Origin of the sequence: Haloferax larsenii (assembly GCF_024730625.1) — an archaeon.
GTDB classification, from domain to species: Archaea; Halobacteriota; Halobacteria; order Halobacteriales; family Haloferacaceae; genus Haloferax; species Haloferax larsenii.
On sequence record NZ_CP078065.1, the window covers coordinates 116,885 to 140,303 of the forward strand.

Annotated in this window: 18 protein-coding genes; 9 read left to right on the forward strand and 9 right to left on the reverse strand. The window is 62.5% G+C overall.

Features of this window, described 5'->3' with window-relative positions:
- The first annotated feature begins 283 nt into the window (after positions 1–283).
- Positions 284–2,119, forward strand: a complete 1,836-nt coding sequence (locus tag KU306_RS18035; RefSeq protein WP_007541265.1) for a class I SAM-dependent methyltransferase — start codon at positions 284–286, stop codon at positions 2,117–2,119.
- 31 nt (positions 2,120–2,150) lie between these two features.
- On the opposite strand, the gene KU306_RS18040 is transcribed toward KU306_RS18035, so the two are convergent.
- Positions 2,151–2,753 (reverse strand): hypothetical protein, encoded by a 603-nt coding sequence (locus KU306_RS18040; RefSeq protein WP_258303833.1) that lies wholly within the window; start codon positions 2,751–2,753, stop codon positions 2,151–2,153.
- A gap of 63 nt (positions 2,754–2,816) precedes the next feature.
- Positions 2,817–3,236, reverse strand: coding sequence for a VOC family protein (locus KU306_RS18045; RefSeq protein WP_258303834.1), 420 nt, complete (start codon positions 3,234–3,236; stop codon positions 2,817–2,819).
- A 349-nt stretch (positions 3,237–3,585) separates the two neighbouring features.
- Between KU306_RS18045 and KU306_RS18050 the strand changes: the two genes are divergently transcribed.
- The 8 genes from KU306_RS18050 (at position 3,586) to KU306_RS18085 (ending at position 14,092) form a co-directional block, all read left to right on the forward strand.
- A complete protein-coding gene (locus tag KU306_RS18050; RefSeq protein ID WP_258303835.1) occupies positions 3,586–7,485 on the forward strand; it encodes a PQQ-dependent sugar dehydrogenase in 3,900 nt (1,299 codons plus the stop codon).
- Positions 7,486–7,629: 144 nt separating this feature from the next.
- Entirely contained in the window at positions 7,630–7,998 is a 369-nt protein-coding gene (locus tag KU306_RS18055) for a DUF7964 domain-containing protein (RefSeq protein ID WP_258303836.1), read from the forward strand.
- A gap of 163 nt (positions 7,999–8,161) precedes the next feature.
- Complete coding sequence (locus KU306_RS18060; protein ID WP_258303837.1) at positions 8,162–9,877, forward strand: alkaline phosphatase family protein; 1,716 nt, start codon at positions 8,162–8,164, stop codon at positions 9,875–9,877.
- Positions 9,874–10,830, forward strand: a complete 957-nt coding sequence (locus KU306_RS18065) for a glycosyltransferase family 2 protein (protein ID WP_258303838.1) — start codon at positions 9,874–9,876, stop codon at positions 10,828–10,830. The genes KU306_RS18060 and KU306_RS18065 overlap by 4 nt, the downstream gene beginning before the upstream one ends.
- Complete coding sequence (locus KU306_RS18070) at positions 10,827–12,035, forward strand: glycosyltransferase (RefSeq protein WP_258303839.1); 1,209 nt, start codon at positions 10,827–10,829, stop codon at positions 12,033–12,035. Before KU306_RS18065 ends, KU306_RS18070 begins: the two co-directional genes overlap by 4 nt.
- A 325-nt stretch (positions 12,036–12,360) precedes the next feature.
- The gene (locus KU306_RS18075) at positions 12,361–12,789 is read left to right on the forward strand and encodes a type IV pilin domain-containing protein (protein WP_007541279.1); all 429 of its coding nucleotides are present in this window, start codon (positions 12,361–12,363) and stop codon (positions 12,787–12,789) included.
- 262 nt (positions 12,790–13,051) lie between these two features.
- Positions 13,052–13,474: a type IV pilin domain-containing protein gene (locus tag KU306_RS18080; RefSeq protein WP_049918655.1), complete on the forward strand. Its 423-nt coding sequence runs from the start codon at positions 13,052–13,054 to the stop codon at positions 13,472–13,474.
- Between the two features lie 141 nt (positions 13,475–13,615).
- Positions 13,616–14,092, forward strand: a complete 477-nt coding sequence (locus KU306_RS18085; RefSeq protein ID WP_007541283.1) for a YbaK/EbsC family protein — start codon at positions 13,616–13,618, stop codon at positions 14,090–14,092.
- A 114-nt stretch (positions 14,093–14,206) separates the two neighbouring features.
- Here the strand turns inward: KU306_RS18085 and KU306_RS18090 are convergent, their stop codons facing one another.
- From KU306_RS18090 to eif1A, 7 genes are all read right to left on the reverse strand, one after another.
- Positions 14,207–15,052 carry a hypothetical protein gene (locus tag KU306_RS18090; protein WP_007541285.1) on the reverse strand — a complete coding sequence of 282 codons (846 nt, stop codon included), beginning with the start codon at positions 15,050–15,052 and terminating at the stop codon, positions 14,207–14,209.
- A 178-nt stretch (positions 15,053–15,230) separates the two neighbouring features.
- On the reverse strand, positions 15,231–16,433 hold the full coding sequence (locus KU306_RS18095) for a threonine synthase (protein WP_258303840.1): 1,203 nt from the start codon (positions 16,431–16,433) through the stop codon (positions 15,231–15,233).
- A 19-nt stretch (positions 16,434–16,452) separates the two neighbouring features.
- Positions 16,453–17,487, reverse strand: coding sequence for an NAD(P)-dependent alcohol dehydrogenase (locus tag KU306_RS18100; protein ID WP_258303861.1), 1,035 nt, complete (start codon positions 17,485–17,487; stop codon positions 16,453–16,455).
- 95 nt (positions 17,488–17,582) lie between these two features.
- A complete protein-coding gene (locus KU306_RS18105; protein WP_258303841.1) occupies positions 17,583–20,054 on the reverse strand; it encodes a PAS domain S-box protein in 2,472 nt (823 codons plus the stop codon).
- A 3-nt stretch (positions 20,055–20,057) separates the two neighbouring features.
- Positions 20,058–21,131 carry a sensor histidine kinase gene (locus KU306_RS18110; RefSeq protein WP_258303842.1) on the reverse strand — a complete coding sequence of 358 codons (1,074 nt, stop codon included), beginning with the start codon at positions 21,129–21,131 and terminating at the stop codon, positions 20,058–20,060.
- Between the two features lie 29 nt (positions 21,132–21,160).
- Positions 21,161–22,636, reverse strand: coding sequence for an ATPase domain-containing protein (locus KU306_RS18115; protein ID WP_258303843.1), 1,476 nt, complete (start codon positions 22,634–22,636; stop codon positions 21,161–21,163).
- A gap of 389 nt (positions 22,637–23,025) precedes the next feature.
- Positions 23,026–23,310: a translation initiation factor eIF-1A gene (gene eif1A / locus KU306_RS18120; RefSeq protein WP_049907669.1), complete on the reverse strand. Its 285-nt coding sequence runs from the start codon at positions 23,308–23,310 to the stop codon at positions 23,026–23,028.
- Positions 23,311–23,419 lie beyond the last annotated feature (109 nt).

Sequence of the window (23,419 nt, forward strand, 5' to 3'; positions counted from 1 at the left end):
TTCACGGAAAATGGGGCCGCGACGATGTAAGGTATAGACACCTTGTTCCAGACTTCACGGCGTTATACAGCGCCTACCAGTCGGATGTGGCCGTTTAGAAGGTGGCGTCTCCGCTTCCGGTCCAAACAGTCGCCAGTCGTCTCAACGTCGGTGTATTGGTTCTCCGAGAGAGCGCACCGACGCGCGAAACCGGTGATTTCGAGGCGTCGAGCGGGCGTATGCCGATTCATAATTATGCCTCTTTGCGGGCTTCATACAGGTCGAACACGCAGCCTTGCAAATCATGCGCCACCATCTTCTCTCACAACGTGCGACCGCGACCCCGACCGCCCGCGAGCAACTGCTCGCGCGGTGGGTGAAACAACCGCCAGCGAGCCCGATTATACAATATCTCCGGGATGAGGAGCGAACGACCGCACTGAAACGCCTCGGGCGGCGCGACCGCGTCCTCGACGTCGCCTCCGAAGCGACCGTCACCGCCGGTATCGACGCCCGCGAGGTCGTCCGCGTCGACTTCTCGCACGACGCTTCCGCTCGCGCCCGCGAGATACTCGGCGAGTCGGTCACGGAGTACGTCGTGGTCTCCCCGGAACGACCGACGATACCCTTCGCCGCCGGCGACTTCGACGGCGCGATATCAATCGGCCCGTACGATTGGCGCTTCCTCGACGTCGCGTCGCTGACTGACGAACTGCACCGGGTCGTCGCAGAAGACGGCCGCGTCGTCTTCTCGGTTCCCACACCGCGGTCGCCGTACGCGAAGACGCACCGAAACGTCCTCCAGTATTTCGACCCCGACGACGCGATGGACCTGCTCGCGCCGGGATACCACCCCACCGGCCGTGACCTGCTCTTCCAGTATCCGTACCCGCTTCACCTCGCTATCTCGAAGCTTCCCGACGCGGCCCAAGAGCGGTTCGTCGTCCTCGCTCACCGACTCACTGACGTTCTCACTGACGCCGACGCCGACGACTTCGCGTCGTATCTCGTCCTCGCGGGAGAACCGATACCCTACGCTCGCTATCTCGACGAGTCGCTGACCTGCCTCTTCCGTCCGATGAACGAAGCGGGGTTCTGGAACCACGAGCGCGCCCGAATCCTGCGCGCGCAGAAGTATCGCTTCGAAAACGGCCTGCTCACGTGGCGACCAGACACCCGCATCCACTGGCGCTACGCACCCTTTGCCATCATGGGTGCGATGCGCTGGCGTGCGTCCGCCCTCGCCGACGACCGCTACGACGAGCAACTTCGCGCCGAATTAGACGGGTTCGCCCGCGACACGAGCGACGACGACACACTGGTCGAGATGCCGAGTTACGGCCTCGGTCCTCTGATGGTGGCATTCAGCGTCGCCGCACGGGTGTTCGAAGACGACCACGACCGATACCTCGACGTCGCACGGAGACTCTTCCAGCACACAGTCGAACGCGTCTCGTTCGACCACTCAGAAGACACACTCGTCCTGATGGGGTGGGCACACCTCTACGAAGCGGCCCCGACGCCCGACGTGCGCGACGCAGTCGCCGACGGGCTTCACGCCGTCGTCGAGCGACAGGCACCCGAGGGACTGTTCCACTTCGAGAACCATACGACTCGACGCCATCAGAACCAGATGTACACGCTCTGGGGAATCGGGGCGGCCATCCGCGCGACGGGGTTGACCGGGTATCTGGAGGTGATGGAGCGCGTCCTCGACTACACCATCGAAGAGCGGATGTTAGACGACGGGGCGTTCATCTGGGAGGACCTTCCGGTCTGGAAGCGCTTGCGCCACGACGCGACGAAGCACCTGCTCGACCGGCGACCGCCGCACTGGGATTTCCTCTACGAGTGTCACCAGACGTTCTTCGTCAACGCCGTGATGTCGTACTACGCCGCCGGGGGAGAGAAGAACTACGACGGAGAGGTCGGCGACGCGTTCGCGTGGATATACGGTCGCAACTCACTCAGTCTCGACCTCCACGACTACTCGGGTATCGGCGTCCCGATGCGCTTCCTGACGCTCGGCGAACGCATGGACGTGGGTGACCAGATGTACAAAGGCTCCTACGAAATTGGCTCGTACATCATGGCGCTCTCGAACGTCCTCGACGGGGCGTTCGAGTACCGCGTCGGGTAGGAGAGGAGAGGAGAGAACGCAGGTCCCGTTCTTACGTACCCACCGCCGACAGCCGCGCCCGAACGTCGGCAAGTGCCTCGACCGGTTCTCGCGAGAGCGAGTAGGTGTCTTCGGACCCGTCGGTCAGTGCGACCGTGAGTTCGCCGGCGTCGTATCCAATCTCGGAGACAGTGTCGTACTCGTAGCGGTGAGCGTCGGCACCGACCTCGAAGAACCGGTGGGCGAGGCTGACCGATGCGTCGTCGTGGACGACGAACGCGTCGTCGCCGACGAGGAGTGTCGTCACCGCGTACGCCTTCGCGGGGCCGACGAACGCGAGACGCTGGTCGGCGGTGAGCACGGTGTAGACCGTCGCGTCCGCGTGTGCGTCGTCAACAGCGTCGAGGACCGCAGATTCGACGCGGTCGATTCCGGCGTCGAGCAACGGCTCGAACCGTCGGTCGACGTACCGGATGCCGACGGCGGCGATAGCTCCGCCACCGAGAATCACCGCCGCCCCCTGGAGCAGTTCGCCGAACTCGACGACGAAGTAGCCACCGAGAAACACCGCCCCGACGACGAGCCACTGCCACTGCCAGCCCGCCGCCCACAGCGGTTGGAAGACGTCGCCGTCGAGCGTATTCCTACGAGCCACGACGTCGCCTCCGTCTCCGGGTCGTCCTCGCTGTTCGGATTCGGGCCGGCGCGACGTTGCCGTTCATGCGTCGAGCAGTTCGACGAGGTTCCCTTCCGGGTCGCGGACGAACGCGATTCGCGTCCCGCTTTCTGTGGTCTGTGGCTCGCTGAGCGTTTCGACGTGTGCCGGGAACTGGTCGACGACGGCGTCGACGTCGTCCACGGAGAGGCCGAGGTGTGCAGCGCCCGGGCGGTTGAGAGATGCGTCCGGCAGCGACTCGCCTTCGGGGTCGTATTCGACGAGTTCGACTCGGACGTCGCCGCCATCGAGGTGGGCGAAGCGGCCGGTCGCGTTCGGAACGTCGACGGCAGTCGAGAACGCCTCACCCGACACGGAGAACGTGTCGAGGACCGAGAGACCGAGCACGTCGCGATAGAATTCGAGTGTGCGGTCGAGGTCCTGAACCGTGATACCGACGTGATGCGCACGAAGGCTGGTCATAGCTAGTCTGCGTGCGACACCCGCAAAATCGCTTCGCTCGGGAGACGCACACGAGGAAGCAGTCGGCCAAAACGTGACCCGCGTTCGGGGACGGACACCGATTCGAAGTGGCCGAAGCAGGTCGGATACCCCCGAGATAGAACGGTCTCGATGTCTGACTGTCAACATATGTATCGAATTAATGTATCACATTTTCTGAGCGGAATAGGAGTGCAGTCGTTCGATTTCGTCGGACGACCCGGGTTCTATCTCTCTAACTATACGAGACGAGCGTCATTGTCGTTGTATTTACACCATGCGTCATCTCGGCAGTCATGTCCGACCGACACGAATTGTCCTCGCGGTTTTCATGGTCCTCGTCGTCGTCTCGGGTGACGCAGCGCTCTTCGTCCAACCGGCGTCGGCGGCGTCCGGGTGGGCGATGGAAGACGACGATTTCCGCGAAGAGACGGTGCTCTCGGGACTCTCCCAACCGATGATGGTCGAGTTCCTCCCCGACGGTCGGATGCTCGTCCTCGAAAAGGCCGGGAAGATGTACATCGCCGACCCGGAGACGGGCGAAAAGCAGGTCTATATGGACCTCACATCGCAGACCGAGTCCGGTGGTGAACGCGGCCTCCTCGACATCGCGTTGGACCCGAACTTCGAGTCGAACGGCTACTTCTACGTCTTCTATAGCCCCACCGAAGGCGAGACGAAAGACCGCATCGCTCGGTTTACGCACCGCGAGAACGCCGGTGGGCTCTCCAGTCGCGGCGACAAATCGACCGAGAAGCTCATCTGGCAACACAACCGCAAGTGGGGCTGGAACGCCTACCACCACGGTGGCGGCCTGGACGTCGGCCCCGACGGCAAACTCTACCTGACGACCGGCGAGCTGTTCAACGGCGACTTCTCGCAGGACCTCGACGAGGCGGCGGGGAAGATTATCCGCGTCAACCGCGACGGGTCGGTTCCCAGCGACAACCCGTATGCCGACGCGAGCAACCCCACAACTCGATACATCTGGGCGCGGGGGCTTCGGAACCCCTATCGCTCGTTCTGGGACGACGGAACCCACTACATCGGCGAGGTCGGTGGCAACGACCGCGACGTTGCGCAAGAAGACCTCCACATCGGCCGGAAAGGCGCGAACTACGGGTGGCCGAACTGCGAAGGCAACTGCGAAGACCCCGCCTACGACGACCCGCTCTACACGTACCCACACGACCCCGAGGTCGGCGGGTCGATTACGGCCGGCTTCGTCTACCACGGAGACCAGTTCCCTGCGACGTACGACGACGACATCTTCATCGGCGACTACGCGCAGGGCTGGATTAAGGCACTAAACGTCGGGTCGAACGGCGAGGTGACCGACGTGACCAACTTCCACCGAAACGCCGGTGCTGTGGTCGCGCTCCAAGAAGGCCCGGACGGGTCGCTCTACTACGTCCAAATCGTCTCTCCGCCGACCTACGAGACGGGGTCCGTCAAGCGCATCACCTACGAAGGCTCGACCGGGAACAGCGCCCCGAATATCACGAGCGCGACGGCTAACACGTCGTCTGGGGAAACCCCGCTGACAGTCTCCTTCGACGGCAGTGCAACAGACGCCGACGGGGACGACCTCACCTACACGTGGCGATTCGGTGATGGAACTTCGGCGACGGGCGCGTCGGTCAGTCACACCTACGAGACGAGTGGGCAGTTCGACGCGGTCCTCGAAGTGTCCGACGACACGACGACAGCGACGTCGAACCCGATTCGAATTTCGGCCGGGAACGCGCCCACGGCGACCATCGAGACACCGGACGACGGCACCGTCTTCCGCGCCGGAGAGCACATCAACTTCAGCGGCAGTGCAACAGACGCCGAAGACGGCACGCTCGACCCGTCGATGCTCGAATGGACGGTCGTCTTCCTCCACGACGACCACACCCACCCGGTTCTCGGGCCTGTAAACGGCTCCGGCGGCGAGGTTCACGTCGAGGAGAGCGGCCACGACTACAGCGGCGACACCGGCTACCGAATCACGCTGAAAGCGACCGACTCGGATGGGATACCCGACACCGACGTGGTGACGCTCCAGCCCGACAAGGTCGACGTGACACTGGAAACGTCCCCCACCGGTTTGACGGTCGACCTCGACCAAATTCCGCGCGAGACGACCTACGTCGCGGATACACTCGTCGGGTTCAAGCACACCGTCGAAGCGCCCGAAGCACAGTGTGTCGCCGGAACGCGATACGAATTCGACTCGTGGTCCGACGGGGGCGAGCGCCAGCACACCCTGACCGTCCCGGACAGCGACCACACCCTGATTGCGACGTACACCGCAAACGGGTCCTGTGAGTCGCTTCCGAGCGGCGGTCTCGTCGCTCACTTCGAAACCGAAAACGGGGTCGTGACCAACGGTGACGCCGTCACGGCGTGGACAGACCAGTCTGGAAGCGGCAACGACCTCACTGCTGTCGGGTCCCCCACACTCGTCTCGGATATCGCCAACGGCCGCGACGTGGTCCGGTTCGACGGCACCGGCGACGCCCTCGAACGCGTGGGGGGACTGACGCTTCCGACCGGCGAATCGGACAGGACGGTCTTCTTCGTCGCCGACTACCGCGAGGGCGGCTTCGGTGGTGTCTCGTGGGGCGCACCGCAGCGCAACCGTGCCTTCGGCCTCGTCGCCGACGCGAACGGAAACCTCGCAGTGCAAGGCTGGGGCAGTGGCAACGATTTCAGTTCCGGCGTCGACGCGGTCGGCTCCGAGATGGTCGTCCAGTCTGCGACGGTCCAATCGGGCGAACTGACCCACTACAAAGACGGTGTCGCCATCGACTCGGCGACACACACCTTCGACACGGCCGATGACCGGTTGGTCGTCGGTGCCGAGATGACACCGCCACCGTATCTCGACATGGACGTCGCGGCACTCGTCGTCTACGACCGCGCGCTCTCGGCGACCGAACGCCAGCAGGTCGAAGCCTATCTCGAAGACCGCTACCTCGGGGACGAACCCGAACCGGGGCCGAGTGTCGATATCACGAGTCCCGACGACGGCGCGACGGTTACGGGGTCAAACGTAACCGTCTCGTGGAACGCGACAAGCCGGGTCGAAGGCGACCACGTCCACCTCACGCTCGACGATGCGAGCACCCACACGACGGTGCTGGAACTCGATGGCTCGCACACGTTTACCGACCTCTCACCCGGGGCGCACACCGTCCGAGTCGCGGTCGCCTCGGCGGGCCACGAGGCCTACCAGAACCCCGAAGCGAACGAGACGGTTTCGTTCGACGTGGTCGAGGGGGACTCGTCTGGTGACGGGACTGGCGACTCACCCGGAGACGGCACTGACACCGGTACTGACAACTCGACCGATAGCGGGGCTGACGGTGGAACAGCGGATGAGCCGACGACCGACGAGTCGCCAGCGACCGACGGCACAGGGGGGGAGGAAGATAGCACGTCAGACGAGGGAGATAGTGGAAACTCCGCCGGTGAAAGTAGCAGTAGCAGCAGTGGAGGAAGCAGCGGTGGCTCCGCGAACAGTGGAGGGAGCAGTAGTTCATCCAGCGGTGGGAGCAGTAGTAGCTCCTCCAGCAGCGGTGGCAGTGGAAGTAGCGATAGCTCGTCGTCAGCGTCTGAAACGGCCGAATACCAGTCAGAACCGAGCCCAACCATCGACGCGAACACGAGCGTCGGCGAAGTCGCGCTCGGCGAGAACATCTCCGTCGTCGCCACGGTCCGAAACACCGGCGACGCGCCCACCGAAGTCAGTCTCGACCTCCAGTTGAACGGCACGGTCGTCACGACCGAGACGATACAGGTCGCTGGCGGCGAGGAGACGACGGTCGAACTGTCCTACGCACCCGACGAACCCGGAGAATACGCCGTCTCGGTCGGTGACTCCTTCGCCGGGATAGTCGTCGTGAGTAGCCACAACCCGGCGATTCCCGAAGGCGGAGTCAACGCCATCGGTGGCGGCAACGACGCCCAAGGTGCCGCTGGGGGCAACAGCGGAGGGGTAGACGATGTCGCCGATGCAGAAGGCGAGGGCGAGGCAGAGGTTGAGGGTGAGGGCGAGAACGAGGGTGAAAGCGAGAGTGCGAGTGGGCGCGGAGAATCCGGTGTGAGCAACGACGCCGAAGGCACCGACGCGAGTGAGGAGCGCACCGAGACTCAGACGCCCGGATTCGGAATCGTGGCAGCGGCGCTTGCACTGCTTGCAATCGTCCTCGGCGTCGCAGTAAAGGTCCGAAAGCGACACTGAACCACCGCAACGATACTGAACCGCCGCAACGACACTGAAACCGCTGCAGTCTCGCCCGCCGAACTTCGTACAGTCTTTACCTCCCGAGCACCCGTCTCCGGGTACGATGGACGCTCCGCACGCACGAACCGAGGAGGGACGACGATGAGCGACGCAATCGTCGAGTCGCTCCCGCCGACGGCGGTCCCGGCGTCGTTCGTAGACGAACTCGAAGCGAACGAGGCAATCCAGCAGGCCGTCGCCGTACGCGGCTACAACCTCGAACGCGACGGTGAGACGGTGAAGCACGCCTACCAACTGGTGGTGAACGTCCGCGGGAAGTACATCCTCGGGCTCCACCTCTCGAACGGCGAGTGGCGAATCGTCTTCGACACGCGCGACCACCCGGAACTGGCACAAGAAGGGCCGGAAGCCGCCTACAAAGAGGTTCACGACGCCCTCTACGAGCACGCTCCTTCGGACGCCGAAATCGACTTCGAATCGACGCCGCGATTCTGGCACGCGCCGCAGTAGCTTTTTTCGACCGATACCGTCGATGCGTCTTCGAGGAGCGAGGAGGGCGCCACCTGCCACCGTCCGGCAGTAAGGTGGTGGTTTACGTCGAACGGGCGTCGTTAGGCGCTCTATGCTTAATCCACTCTCTCACGTTCGTCTAGCCGATTGAATGGTGTCCTTCATGTCTCCCCCAAAAGTACTCATCGTCGGCATCGACGCCGCGTGCTTCGAGCAACTCGACCCGCTCGTCGAGTCGGGGGCGGTCCCGACTATCGCCGACCTCCTCGACACCGGTGTCGTCGACGAACTCGAAACGACGCACCCACCGTGGACGCCCTCCGCGTGGCCCTCCGTCGTGACCGGGGCGACGCCGTGGCAACACGGAGTCTACGACTTCTACGGCTACGACCGCGACTCTGGTGGTGAACTCGTCTCCGCCCGAGACGTGCAGGTCCCTTATCTGTGGGAGATACTCTCCGCACACGGACTCTCGTCGGTCGTCGTGAACGTCCCAGTCACACACCCGGTCCACGAGTTCGACGGGAGTCTCGTACCGGGCTATCTCGCCACCGAGGGCGTCGATATCCTCGTCGATGGTGAGAAGCGACAACTCGACGAGGTGCTTCCGGACTACCAAGTCTACGCGGGCCAGACTGCGACCAAAGAAGACCGACTCGCCGAGTACGAGCGATTGGTGGACGCTCGTGTCGAAGCTGCCGAGACGCTCGCCGACGCGACCGAGTGGGACCTCATGATGGTCCAGTTCCAGAGCACAGACGGCGTCTTCCACACCGACGGCGACGACCCGGAGGCTGTCGAGCGCGTCTACCGCCGGGTCGATGCGGGTATCGAGCGACTAGTCGAACTCGCCGGGCCAGACGCTCACGTCGTCCTCGTGTCCGACCACGGAATCCACCAGTACGACCGAGTCTTCTACCTCAACTCGTGGCTGAAGGAGCGCGGCGACCTCGTCACGACGGCCGAATCCGTCCGCCACGCGTGGAACGAGCAGACCAAACACACCGCGACGAGCGAGGGCGACGACGCCGCCCGACAACCACTCGCGACGCGGACGCTCCGGAGCGGACTCGGCCTCCTCGGGCACGTCGGTGTCACCCCGACGCGAGTCGAGCGCGTGCTCGCCAACCTCGGCCTCGACCGGACCGTCGCGCGGGTGCTTCCCGACTCGGTGCTTCAGGAAGTCGTCGACGCGAGCGAATACGTGGATTTCGAGCGCTCTGCGGCCTTCACTCGGTCGCTCTCTTCCCTCGGGATTCGCTGCAACGTCGAGGGACGCGACCCCGGCGGCGTGATTCCCGCCGACGAGTTCGACGCCTACCGGACCCGACTCGTCGCCGACCTCCGCGAGGTCACGGCACCCGACGGGACACGGGTCTTCGACGCCGTCGAGGATAGACACACGCTCGTCGGGAGCGACGTGGCTGGTGAGCAGAGCGCGCCGGACATCCTGCTCTTTCCGGCACGAATGACGTGGAAGATTTCGGATATCGTCCGTGAGGAGCAATTCGGTGAGACCGACGAGTTCAGCCACACGTGGACCGGGCTGTTCGCCCTGAGCGGACCGGCAGCGTCGGCAGGAACGCTCACCGTGTCGGATGCGACAGTTATCGACGTGGTGCCGACGGTCCTCTCGCTTTTCGGCATCGACCCCCCGGACCACGTCGAAGGGGCGTCGCTGCTCGACGACTGGGACCCGGCTCTCGTCGGCCGCGACGCCGAGGAACCAACCGACATCGACGCGACCCACACCACCATGTCCGCAGAAAGACGGTTCTTCGACGACGAGAGAGACGAATCCAGCGACGGCGAATCGGCGGCCGAGGAGGAGTCGGAGTACGTCGCCGACAGACTCCGCGAATTGGGGTATCTGGAATGAGCGACTCGAATCCGCTCGTCAGCGTCGTCCTCCCGACGTACAACCGCCCCGACGGGCTTCGCCAGGCGGTCGCGAGCGTGGCCGCACAGACGTACGACCCGATAGAACTCGTCGTCGTCGACGACCACTCCGAAATCCCGGCGCGTGAGGTTCTCGACGAACCGACCGTCGGTGTCGACACCATCCAGCAGGTTCGCATCATTCGCCATCCGACGAATCGCGGTGGGAACGCCGCCCGAAACACCGGCATTCGCGCTGCAACCGGGCGATTCGTCGCGTTTCACGACGACGACGACGAGTGGTATCCCGAAAAACTCGCTCGCCAAGTGGACGTGTTCGGCGACGTATCCGAAACAGTCGGGCTGGTCTACACCGGAACCGAGTACCGCGAAGCCGGCAAGACCGTGCAGAAACAGACCGGCGGCGTCCGAGGGGACGTGACGCGTGACCTCCTCCTCGGCGGGTCGCTGTCGGAGTTTTCCGGCGTGATGGTCCGTCGGTCGGTCGTCGACGATGCCGGACTCCCGGACGAGCGGTTCCCGAGTTGGCAAGACCGCGAGTGGTTCGTCCGACTCTCACAGCACTGCCGCTTCGCGTCGGTCGACGAGGCACTGACGATTCGATACGTCGAGGGGGGCGACCGCGTCACGAAACGCTTCGAGACGAAGCGCGACGAGAGTTTCCCGCTTTTCGTCGAGCAGTTCCGCCCGTTGGCGAGACAACTCGGTATCGAGCGACAGTTCGTCGCGGCACACCGCGCGAAACTCGGGAAAGAAGCTCTCCGGACAGGCTACTATAGTGATGCGCGCCGTCTGCTGGCGCTCGCGTTGCTCGGTGGCCACGTCGATTCCGACACGCTCGTCCACCTGTCTGTCGCACTGGGCGGTCGCGTGACCTACCAGTCGGCGAAGCGACTTGCTCGCGCCGTCAGGGCGCGGGGGGTTCCGACGTGAGTCTCGACATGCCGACGGCGGAAGGCGTTGCGAACGACGATACGTCGAGAGGCAAGGTACCGGACGCGAACGCAAGATACCACGTCGCCTTCTACATCCCGTCGATGGGCGTCGGCGGCGCACAGAAAGTGACCGCGACGATTGCGAACGGCCTCGTCGAGGCGGGCCACCGAGTAGACATCGTCGTCTCCTACGGCGGCGGTGAGTTCACCGACGCACTCGACGACGCGGTTCGCGTGGTCGAACTCGGGACACCGCGACTCCCAGTTATTGGCGTGTTGGCCAGTGTCCCCGCGCTCCGCCGCTACCTCAACGAAGAACAGCCAGACGTTCTCGTCGGGGCGATGATGCACGCGAACGTCGTCTCGGTCCTCGCGGACGCGGTCTCCGGGGCCGAGACGACCGTCGCGCTCACCGAACACAACACCGTCGGCGTCAGACACGGTCGAAAAGAGGCGCTGACTGCGAGAATCGCCGCGCGGCTCTACGGAAGCGCCGACAGCGTCATCGCGGTCTCGGAGGGCGTCGCCGACAGCATCGCCACCGAGTTGGGAACGGACCCCGAGTCGATTGCGGTCCTGTACAACCCAATCGAGGTGGACGACATCGCCGCGGCCGCGACACACCCCATCGCCGAGCAGACGCCAGCACGAGCGTGGCTATCGGACTCGTCGGTGCGGGTGCTGTTCACTGTGGGGCGATTGGAGGCGGCGAAAGACCTCCCAACGCTGCTTCGGGCGTTCGCGCGCGTTCACGACGAGCGACCGGAGACGCGGCTAGTCGTCGCCGGGTCGGGGTCGAAGCGCGACGAACTGGAGTCGCTAGCCAGTTCACTCGGTATCCGCGAGCGCGTGTGTTTCCCGGGATACGTCGAGAACGCCTACGCGTACATGGGTCGCGCCGACGCGTTCGTCCTCTCCTCGCGGCACGAGGGCCTGCCGACGGTCCTCCTCGAAGCACTCGCGTGTGGACTCCCAATCGCGTCGACCGACTGTCCGAGCGGGCCCCACGAAATTCTCGACGGCGGCGAGTTGGGGCCGCTCGTTCCCGTCGGCGACGACGAGGCGCTCGCGGAAGCGATAGCGCGCGTCTTGGACGGCCCCGTCGAAGACGCACGCCTCCGTTCTCGGGCTGAAGACTTCTCGGTGCAGGCTGTCACGGCGGCCTACGAGTCGTTCGTCGCATCGCTGGTGGACGACCGATAAAGCCCAGGTCAACTCGAATCCACTGTTTTTCTGTCGTACGTCTCTGTTCCCCGTAGACGACAAGTGCAGACTGCGGGAGCCACGACTTCGAAGGCTGAGTGCGACGACTGATGACTTCCTTGTGTGGTATCCAATTGGAACATTCACATTAATTGGCCAAATCAGCCGTTAGGAACCACCTAACCACCCGAATTCGACAAGTAAGCCATTGCGAAATTAAGTACATCCGGAACATACGCATTGTTAACAGGAACCGGTGCGAGAACCGCTCGAAGCCCCACGGACGGGCGCGATGTGGAAACGATACCGGTCCTGGTGAAAAACGATGGATATCAAAGAATTCCTCAGCGAATCACGCGCAGTCTCGCCAGTCATCGGCGTCATCCTCATGGTCGCCATTACAGTCATCCTCGCGGCCGTCATCGGGACGTTCGTCCTCGGACTCGGAGACCAAGTGGGAGACACCGCACCGCAGGCGAGCTTCAGCTTCGACTACAACAGCACGGCGACGAACGTGACCGTCACGCACGAAAGTGGTGATGCGATTGCCACGGGCAACCTGAACGTCTCCGTCTCGTCCAACGCGAGCGCGACCGTGACGACCTACGACGGCGGTGACGGACAGATGAACGCGGGCGACTCCTTCGAAGTCGACTCGGGTGCACTCAGCTCCGGTGACACGGTCCGTGTCATCTGGACCTCCGAATCCGGTGCCAACTCTGCAACCCTGCAGAAGTACACCTACAACAACTGAGCGGCTTTCGAGCGACACTCGCCCGATCCACACCTTTTCCGTTTTTCAGCCATCGAGCGGCAGCACCGCTCGTGCAGCGACTGGCTGTCCGCTATGAGAAATGATACACAAGGTCATACCAGCGACGACGTTCCTGGTAACATGAACTTAAATATCTTCGAATCGTTCAATTCACCTGTAGGTTTCCCCGGCAAGTGTGTTGCCACCGACTCGATTTTTCTGTGAGTCACACACTCGTTGTCCGGCCACCATGGAGAATACAATGAACATCAAACAGCTATTCACAGACTCTCGTGCCGTTTCGCCGGTTATCGGCGTCATCCTCATGGTCGCTATCACAGTCATCCTCGCGGCCGTCATCGGGACGTTCGTCCTCGGACTCGGCGACCAGGTGAGCACCACGGCACCGCAAGCGAGTTTCGCGTTCGACTACAACGGAAGCAACCTGACGATTACCCACGAAAGCGGAGAAGCCCTCGTCGCATCCCAAATCAACGTGACGGGAGATAGCATCTCCGACGAGCAGTGGTCCACCAACGGAACGACCACCGGCGACAAAATCACGGCCGGAAACTACTACGACGTGGGAGCGACGTTCACGTCTGGTGACGTCGTCCGCGTCGTCTGGACCGCAGAATCTGGCACCAGTTCGTCGACGCTCCAGAAGTGGACGTACAACGGCTAGCGGAACTGTCCCACGCCAAACGGCTTCCTCCCCACCAAGTACACGTCTTTTCTGGACCGTTTTGACAGAACTAGCGAAAAAAACACCGTCGAGCCCCGCCCCCGGCGAACGTTCATACTGCAAGCCGCAGAATCCGTTTGCATGCACCCGACCGCCAAGCGGTTCGCCGACGAGGTTCGGGCAGAACACGGCATCGAAATCGACGTTCGCGAGTTCCCAGAGGGAACGAAGACGGCGGCCGACGCCGCCGACGCAATCGACTGCGACGTCTCCCAAATCGTCAAGAGCATCGTGATGCGCGTCGGCGACGAGACAGTCGTCGTCCTCACGAGTGGCGCGAACCGCGTCGACGAGGCGGCGCTCGCGTCCGAGTTCGACGTCGACCCTGCCGAGGTTCGGAGTGCGAACGCCGCCGAAGTAAAAGAGGCGACTGGGTGGAGTATCGGTGGCGTTCCGCCGACGTGCCATGCCAACGGCTGTCCGATACGTGCCGACCCAGTGTTCGACGAGTTCGACGAAATCTGGGCCGCCGCCGGGACGCCCGAAGCGGTGTTTCGACTGACGCCCAGTCAGCTACGCGAACTGTCGAACCCGCGGTTCGTCGACGTGTTCGAGTGAGTCGCGGTTGCTGTGGTCGAGTGGGTCGCAGATGTGACTTCGAGTGAGTCACCGCCGCTCCAGTAGCAGTTGGTGGGAGCGAACCGAATCAGACCGCCGACTCCCAGAACTGAATCAGACCGCCGACTCCCAGAGGCGAATCGTCTGGAGAACGATGACGATAGCTAACGCGGCGTAGGACAACGCGAGGGGCGTGAGTTGCTGGATTGGGATGAGAAGCCCGCCTGCGACTGCGAGCGCCGCGAACGTCACGACGAGCGCGCCCATGGTGCGAACGACGGGGGGGAACACCGACTTCACCCACCTATCGAACGGTGAGACGTCGAGGAGCATGGTCAACCCGACGAGTTCGAGCAGCGCACCGAGCCCGACGAGGAGACCGATGTACTGCGGTCGAGAGAACAACAGCGATTGCAACCCCACGCCGGCAAGGAGCGCAGTGAATGCGGCGGCCCGCTTGGCCGAGCGACCGAAGACAGACGTATCGAGCCACGACCGCCCGACGGGAGTCGTCTCGACATCGCCGTCGGGCGCGACCGGCGGCGAGTCTAGACCCGGCGACGAGTTTGCAAACAGCAGCGAGTTTGCAACCACCGGTGAGTACCCACCACCGCGGGCACCGTCCTCGACACGGCCGCGAACGGCGGCCATTCGAATCTCAGAGAGGACCGTGGCGACGAAGAAGAACCCGAGGAACAGCGCGGCGATTTCTTTCGAGTCGGTGGCGTCGAACGCGTCGAGCGCACCGTGACCCCAAAAGAGGTCCGCCGCGGCAGAGTCGTGGAGGAGCCGAACGAACGACCCGCCGACGGGTGAGACGTGGTAGAAGTCGGGTATCATCGCCCACAGACCCCCAAAGACGACCACGGTCCGGTGGAACCGGAATCTCGGGACGAAGAGCGCGGCCGTGAGTGCGGTCAGCGCCGCTCCGAACGCGAAGTGACCGATTGCGATAGACATGTCGTACCGAACAGATGTACACGTCCGAAGATTACTAGGCGGCTCCTAACGGCTGAGAGCCACGCTACGCCGAGTATTCGCACGTTTCGAGAGTACGCTTCGAGAGTGAAATTCCGGTCACGCCAACACCACCATGTCCGCTGTTCTTCGACGGGGAGTCGGTGGATTACACCCCGGACTATCCACCGAGAAATCGACCGAGAGCCGCGTCGATATCGTCGATACCGACTGTACCGAGAGGGTCGTGACTTCCTTCGGCTGGCGACTCCTTGAGACCAGTTCCGGTCGCGATGACTGCAACGTCGTCGCCGGGGGCGACGAATCCCCGTTCGACCAAGTGTTTGGTTCCCGCGAGCGCCGTCGCGGAAGCAGTTTCTACGGAGAGACCCGCCTGTGTCGCGAGGACACGCTGGGCGTCTCGAATCTCGTCGTCAGTGACCGAAACGACCGCACCACCGGTTTCGCGGGCGGCACGGAGCGCTCGCGTCCCGCTCGGTGGGTCGGCGTTGGCGATAGAGTACGCGATGGTGTCCCCGCCCTCGACGCGAGAGACAGCCGAATCGCCTCGTTCGAACGCATCGGCGATGGGAGAACAGGCCGCAGCCTGCGTCAAGTAGAGTTCCGGAACGCGGTCAATCGCCCCGGCCTCGCGGAGTTCCCGCACGGCTTTCCACACACCGCTCGCGTGCCCACCGCTGCTGACGGGGAGGACGATTGCGTCGGGCACGTCGGGAGCGAAGGCCTCGCAGAGTTCCACTGCGGTTGTCTTCTGGCCTTCGACCCTCAGCGGGACGTCGGAGTTGAGAAAGACGACGTCGTTGTCGGGACCGAGTTCGAGCGTTCGGTCGTAGAGACGGCTGTACTCGCCCCTCACGGTCAGTATCGTCGGGTCGAACTGGCCGATGACGTCGAGGCGTGCTTGCGGGACGTCGTCGGGGACGAACACCACACAGGGCACGTCCGCGGCCGTCGCGAACGCGGCGGTACCCATCGCCATGTTTCCGTGCGAGACGGTGCCGACAGCGGCGGCGTCGCCGACGAGACCGGACTCGATAGCAGCCAGCCCCACGGCACTCCCGCGGTCTTTGAAGCTCCCCGTCGGGTGACTCCCCTCTACTTTGACGTGGATGGTCGTACCAGCGTACTCGTCGAGTGCATCGTCGCGGAGCAGTGGCGTTCCACCCGCTGCCGCGGCGAGTCCGCCCGGAAACTCGACCGGGAGCAGTTCCTCGTATCGCCACATCCCCGGGGAGTCGGAGACGTCGTCCCACGAAAACGACCCCGGGTCGGTGGCGAGCCAGAGCGGCTCGCCGCAGTCACACCTCGCGACCGGTTCGGTCGTTCGTGCACCACAGTCGTCACAGACGCGTTCGAGCGTCATTGGAAATCGGCCACCATGCTCACTCGGACCCGACGGCGACCATCCCCTTTACGACGTCTGGTTCTTGCGCGCGTTCGAAGGCCGCCGTCAGGTCGGCCATCGACATCTCGAAGTCGATGACATCTTCCACGTCGATGACACCGCGTTCGAGGAGCGAAATCGCGTCCGGGTACGTGTTTCTGAAGCGGAACGACCCTCGGAAGTCGAGTTCCTTGTCGACCAGTTCGTTGGTCGCGATGGGTATCTCGTTGTCGCCGGAGAGACCGATACAGACGACAGTCCCGCCGCGACGGACGACAGTTGTCGTTGCGGCGATTGCCGGAGTCGCACCGGATGCCTCGACGACGACGTCGACACCGTCGCCCCTGGTGAAGTCGTCGATGGCGGCTTCGAGAGAGCGCTCGGAGACGTTCACCGTCTCTGTCGCCCCCATCTCGCGCGCCCGTTCGAGTTTCGACGGAACCACGTCGGAGACGACGATGTCTCCCGCGCCAGCTGCACGCGCGGCCTTCAGGACCATCGCACCGATTGGTCCGGCGCCCGTTACGAGGACGGTCTCACCGAGGTCGATTGCGGCACGGCGTGTCGCGTGCAGTGCGACGCTGAGTGGTTCACAGAGAGCACCCGCACGAGTCGAAACGCCGTCCGGAAGTCGGTAGGCGAAGTCGGTATCCCACGCGACGTACTCCGCGAACGCGCCATCGTCCGGGGGTGTCGCCATGAACTCGACGTCGGGACAGAGATTGTACGTCCCCGCTCGGCACTGGGCGCACTCACCGCAGGGAACACCGGGTTCGAGGGCGACCCGGTCGCCCGGTTCGAGGTGGCTACCGTCGCTTCCGACCTCGGCGACGACGCCGGCGCTCTCGTGGCCCAAGACGAGCGGGTCGGAGACGACGTAGTCGCCGATGCGGCCGTGTTCGTAGTAGTGAACGTCGGACCCGCAGATGCCGACGTGTCGTATCTCGACGAGCACCTCGTTCGGTCCGGGGGCCGGACGCTGGCGCTCTCTGTGCTCGAAGGTTCCGGGTTCTGTGAGTTCGACGACGTGCATGGGCAGTATCGAGACGACGCTCGGTGTTCGAAACACAGGTCGCCCGACAGTAAGTAAGCCTCGGCGGGCAGCGGTTTTCGGGTCGAATGGGCGTCTCAGTCGTCGTACAGTGGGAGTCGCATCGTAACGACCGTCCCTCTCGGGTCGTTGTCGTCGATGCGAACCTCGCCACCGAGTTCGGTGAGTATCCAATTGACGAGCCAGAGACCGAGACCACTTCCGTGAAGGAGCGGTGTCTCTTCGCCCTCTCTGAGGACACGACGTTCGTGAACCGGGATTCCCGGCCCGTCGTCGCGAACGGAGACGACGGCCTGTGTGACCGTCGCGTCCGCGTTCTCGACCGACGCCTCGCAGACGACGGTCGGGGCCGCGCTGTCGTTGTGTCTGACCGCGTTCGTGAGTATCTCGTTGAGTGCCGTCCCGAACTCGGCATCCACGGCAGCGCCGCACTCTGGGACCGACCACTCGACTGTCGCCTCCGAGAACCGAGTCCGAACCAAGTCACAGTGGGCACGGACGACCGACGAAAACGACTGCTTCGACGGCGACTCGGACGCGTCGTCCGACCTGACGAACGTCTGTTCGATGCGTCTGGCCTGTCGACTCGTCCGAAGGAGTTCCTCGGTCGACGACCGAATCTTGGACATCGCACTCTCGGCGGTCCCCTCAGGCGTCTCCTCGTCGACGATGTCGAGATAGCCCCGAATGACGTTCAATTCGTTTCGGATGTTGTGTCGCAGGACCCGATGGAGGGTTTGTAACTGCTGTTGTCGGCGTCGCTCGTCGGTGATGTCCATGCGGACCGCGACGATGTAGTTCTCCTCGTCACCGATGGTCGATATCGGTGCGACCGTCTGGTCGATGTGTTGCCGCCGCCCGTCTTTTCGCCGTCCGGTCGTCTCGTCTTGCCACGTGTCGCCCGTCGAGACCGATTCCCACAACTCCGTGTGGAACGACGGATTGTCTTCACCAGTTCGAAGGACCGAGTGGTGACAGCCGACGACTTCTTCGCGAGTGTATCCGGTGCTCTCCTCGAACGCGGAGTTGACGTACTCGATGGTGCCGTCTCCGCTGGCGATGTAAATCGCGTGGCCCGCGTGTTCGACCGCCTCTTCGAACCGTTTCGCGTCTCTGTGCGCCTGGAGTGCATTGATGGCGTGGCCGACGGTTACGCCGAGATCTGCGAGCACGTTGCGCTCTTTCTCGCCGAACGCGTTGGGTTCGTTCGCGTAGATTGTCAAGACCCCATACGTCTCGTCGTCGTGCCGAATCGGGACGCCGGCGACGGCGCCGACTCCGTATCGCGTTGCGAGGTGTCGCCACGGTTCGTACGCGGGGTCGGTCTGGGTCTCCTGGACGATACTCACGACGCCTTTGCGCAGGGCCGTCCCCGCCGGTCCACGGCCGGTCGGTGTGTCGTCGGCGCGGATTGTGACCGAATCCAGATACTCCGGAGCGTCGCCTGCGACAGTCTGTGGGACGATTTCTCCTGATTCCTCGTCTGCAGTTCCAATCCAGGCAAACTCGTAGCGGTCAGAGTTCGCCAACTGTTGGCACACCTTCTGTTCGAGTTCGCTTCGGGACGACGCTCTCGCCACCGCTTGTGTCGTCTTTCTGAGTGTTCGATTGATTCTGTGGAGTTCGTCGAGTTCGTCACGCCGTCTCTCGAGTTCGAGTTTCTGTGAGTGGCGTTCGGTGACGTTTCGGATACTCGCTACGAGTCGCGGCGAGTCGTCGAACTCGATGACGCTCACGGACACCTCAGTCACGATTTCGGTTCCGTCCCGTCTGGTAACGACGAGGTCGTCTGTCCACCCTCGACCGGTGTCGAGAGTGGCTTCGACGAACGCACGGTATCTGTCCGTGTCGGTGGAAAACAAAGACGCCGGTGAGAGCTGTCTAAGCTGTGTCCGAGAGTAGCCGAGCAGTTCAGTCGCACGCCTGTTCGACTCCTGGATAACGTCACGGACTGGGTCGAAGACGACGATTGCGTCGTTACTCGCTTCGAAGAGCGCCCGGTACTGATGTTCGGCCGTGCGAAACTCACGTGCGTGGGCGACTGAGAGACGCCGTCGCTCCAAGAGGTTGTTCAGCCGTCGCTCGAACACCGGGAGCCGTATCGGTGCTGCAATCGCCTCGTCGACGAGCGACCAGAGCCACTGTTTCAGCTGTCGTTCGTCGCCTGAGTGGACGAGTAACACCGGATAGAACTCGCGGTTCGCCGCCCGCTTCTGAGCCAACACCCACTCCCGATGTCGTGCGACCATCCGTTGGTCGATGATACAGATGTCGCCCCGTGGGCAGTCCGCGTCACCGTCCGAATCGAATGGGCTGGTGTCGCTGTCGTCCGAATCAACCCGATTGGTGCCGCTATCGGTCGAGCCAAACGAGACATCGCCCCCGTCTTCCGCGACCGGAAAAGACGCTTCCTCGTCGGGGACGAGCGGTACGTGAGGCGTCTCCTCTCGAATCCACTCCGCGAGCAACTCTCTATTTTCACGGTGGGCGAGAAGCAGCGTCACTCGATGGCTCCGAACGTCTTGGGTGTCCGGCCAGTCGAAATCCACGATTTAGAACTCACCACCGACCGTCGCAGACCCGTCGTCGAGGAACTGGACTCCCGTCACTTCGAACCGTGCGCCGCCTTCCGGACTCTCGGTCTGTGCGACGTCCCACGAGTGCGAGTCGGCGATTCGTTTCACGATTGCAAGCCCGAATCCGGTTCCGTCGACGTTCGTCGAGTATCCCGTCTCGAAGATGTCCCGGGTCGTCTCGGTGATTCCGTCGCCGTCGTCTTCGACGAAGAACCCCGTCCGAAGCGGGCCGACGGTGATAGTGACGTCTTCGTCGTTGTGTTCGCACGCGTTTCGAAACAGGTTCGAGAACAGCTCCTGCAATCGACTCGCGTCCGCGAGGACGGTGGTCGCTTCGGAAAGGTCCATCTTCAGGTCCGACGACTGAGTCTCGACTTGATTCCAAGAGCGGGACGCGACATCGGAAAGAGAGGTCGGGCCGATGTTGGGCTGTGAATACTCCTGTTTCGCGAACGAGAGGAGGTCTTCGACGAGTGTGTTCACTCGGTTCAACGCCTCTGATGCTTTTTCGAGGTGTTCGTCAGAGTCGCCTTCCCGCCCGAGTTCGAGGTTCCCGCGCGCGACGCTCAGCGGGTTCCGAAGGTCGTGTGAGATGATTGCGGCCATCTGCTCGACCTGGTCTCGTTGACTCAGTTCCTGTGAAAGCCGGCGGTTCCGAAGCAGCGATTCGATTCGCGGGCCGAGTTCGTCGAGAATCAGCGGAATCGTGATGACCTCGTCGACGATATCGAACAGCGACGGGTCAAGTTGGTCCCACTCGGGGCTCACGACGAGAAGAACTGGAAGAAAGACGGGCTCTTCGGATTGTTTCACGGAGACGAGTTGGGTTCGGAGTCGTTCCACGGAGTGTGCATCTAAGATACACAGGTCGAACTCACCGGCTTCGAGCGTCGATTCGTCGGTCGAGATGTCGTACTCCGGTCGCAACTTCTCGGAGAGCACTCGGCCGTTTTGCCCGTTCGAGAGCAACAACAACAACCGCATGTCGTCGGTCGAAGCCCGGCCTTCGTCGCCCTCCCACGACTCCTTCCGGGATTGGTTCGGTGTCATCGAATAATCAACTCTAATAGGTCGGAGTGTTACCGCTCGTTCGAATCTCGGCTCGAATCAGTGTACTCGGGTGTGCCCGACAGGATGCCTTGCGCACCCGTCATCGGGCCACCGACTTTCAGTCCGTGCTCCGTGATTTCGAACTGTCGGAGTGTGTGTTCGAACTGCGTCGTTCGTTTCTTCAACACGCCGATGACTTTCTGTAACCTGCCAGTCATCTCGACGTGTTGGAGGAAGACGATGTTATCGGCGAGATAACTGACACCCGAGTTCGTCGCGGTGAAGTCACCCGTGACGTTCTTGTGCTCGTCGACGAAGATGACTATCACCCCCATATTCTTGAGGTAGCGCCCCAACGCGTGGAGTTTTCGGATGAGCATGTCTTTCCCACCCTGGACGGCCAGTTGGTATCCGTTGATGCCGTCTATCATCACGATTTTCGTGTCGTGTGCTTCCACCTCGGCCCGGACGTGCTGGGCGAACTCCTGCGGCGAGAGATTCAGTGGTTCCATCTCTCGTACGTGGAGCGAGCCCTGTTCTTCCATCTGGGAGACGGGGATGCCAATCGATTCGTTGCGCTCGCGGAACGTCGAGTAGCTCTCCTCGAAGAGGTACAACACAGACCGCTCACCGCGACCCGCCGCCTCTTTGATGAACTGCGTTCCGAGCGTCGTCTTTCCGACACCAGTCGGTCCGCTGATGATGCTGACAGTCCCTCGTTCGAGACCACCGTGCAGTAGTTCGTCGATTTCCGGGACACCCGACGGAATCGACTCGTTCGGAAACTCCCGAGAGTGTGTCAGAGGCTTTAGCTCTGGGAAGACGACGAGACCGGAGTCAGTGATACGAATCGAGTGGGTTCCACCGACAGTGTCTGACCCCCGGAACTTCGGAACGTCGATGATAGCACCCATCTCTTGGGTATCCAGTTCGATTGAGCCATCGCTCATGAACTGCAGGTCATCGTCCGGGTTGTCGGGGGTGTCCTGCGACGTGAACATGACAGTCGCACCGTTGGCAGTGAGATATTCCATAAACCCGATTGCCTGCTTTCTGAAGTGGTGCGTGTCGGGCGTCAAATATCGCAGTTGTGTGATTGGGTCGACGAAAACGCGGTCAGGTTCGTACTGCGAGACGGCATCGGTTATCGACTCGATGAACGGTTCTTTCTCCACGTCGCTCGCAGCGAGGATGTCGTACGATTGGTCCTCGACGAAGACGCTCGCGTTCGGACTCATGTCGAGGAACTCGACACCCGAGAGGTCGATACCGAGCGAGGCGGCGTTGCTTCGGACGTCCGACTCGGACTCTTCGAGGTTGACGAACAGCGCGGACTCACCGTTGTCGATTCCTTCCTTCAGGAAGTGCATGCCGAGAATCGTCTTTCCCGTTCCCGGTGCGCCGCGGACGAGGTAACTTCGTCCGGTAATGAGACCGCCGTTGAGAATCGAATCGAGTCCGTCGACACCAGTCGAAATTCGGGGCGGGTCCGCTGAGGGAGTCATCTAGCCGAACCCATACCCCGGACGGACACAGACACCAGCGTGGACGAAGACATATGTCGCCGAGAATTACTAATTAGGTGCGCAGCAGGTGCGGCGCAATCGCGAAAAGCAGTCGAAACGGCAATTCCAGTCATTCTTTTCTAAGAGACACTCAACATAGACCATAAACATACCGCCGAGAGAGTATATAAATTACAAAACGAAAACGAGGCGTTTGGATAGGTATATGTCTATTTTTTGACATAGTGGAGACGGAGCTTTGTCAATTTTTCAGGACCCTCTCAGCGGAGCAGTCGCTGACTGACGGAAGTTATAGCAGACTGACTGGAGCCACGGCTAACAGTCGAGAAGAGACTCAGAACGTTCAGTAGAACCCTCTCGGGAGTAGTCTATTGGATGTGACCTTCGCGACGGAGCTGGTCGGCGTCGTCGTCGGTGTAGCGCCACTCGATGTTCGCCTTGCTGTCTTGCCAGTCCCACGGTTCGACGAGAACGACGTCGCCCTCGTTGATCCACGTTCGGTACTTCATCCGGCCGGGAATCCGGCCCATCCGATTCTCGCCGTCCTCGCAGCGGACTCGCACGTGGTTCCCACCGTTGTGCTCGGTTACGACTGCAAACAGCTCACTGCCATTGGGCATTCGAAGGTTTCGACGCCCTGTTTCTTCACTCACACACTTACTGAGAGTCCCAGACGGATAACTTATCGGATGTACGTGGTAACACAACACAGACATCTGGTGGAACTGCCGTGCGCGAACACCAGGATGTCCGCTGTTATTC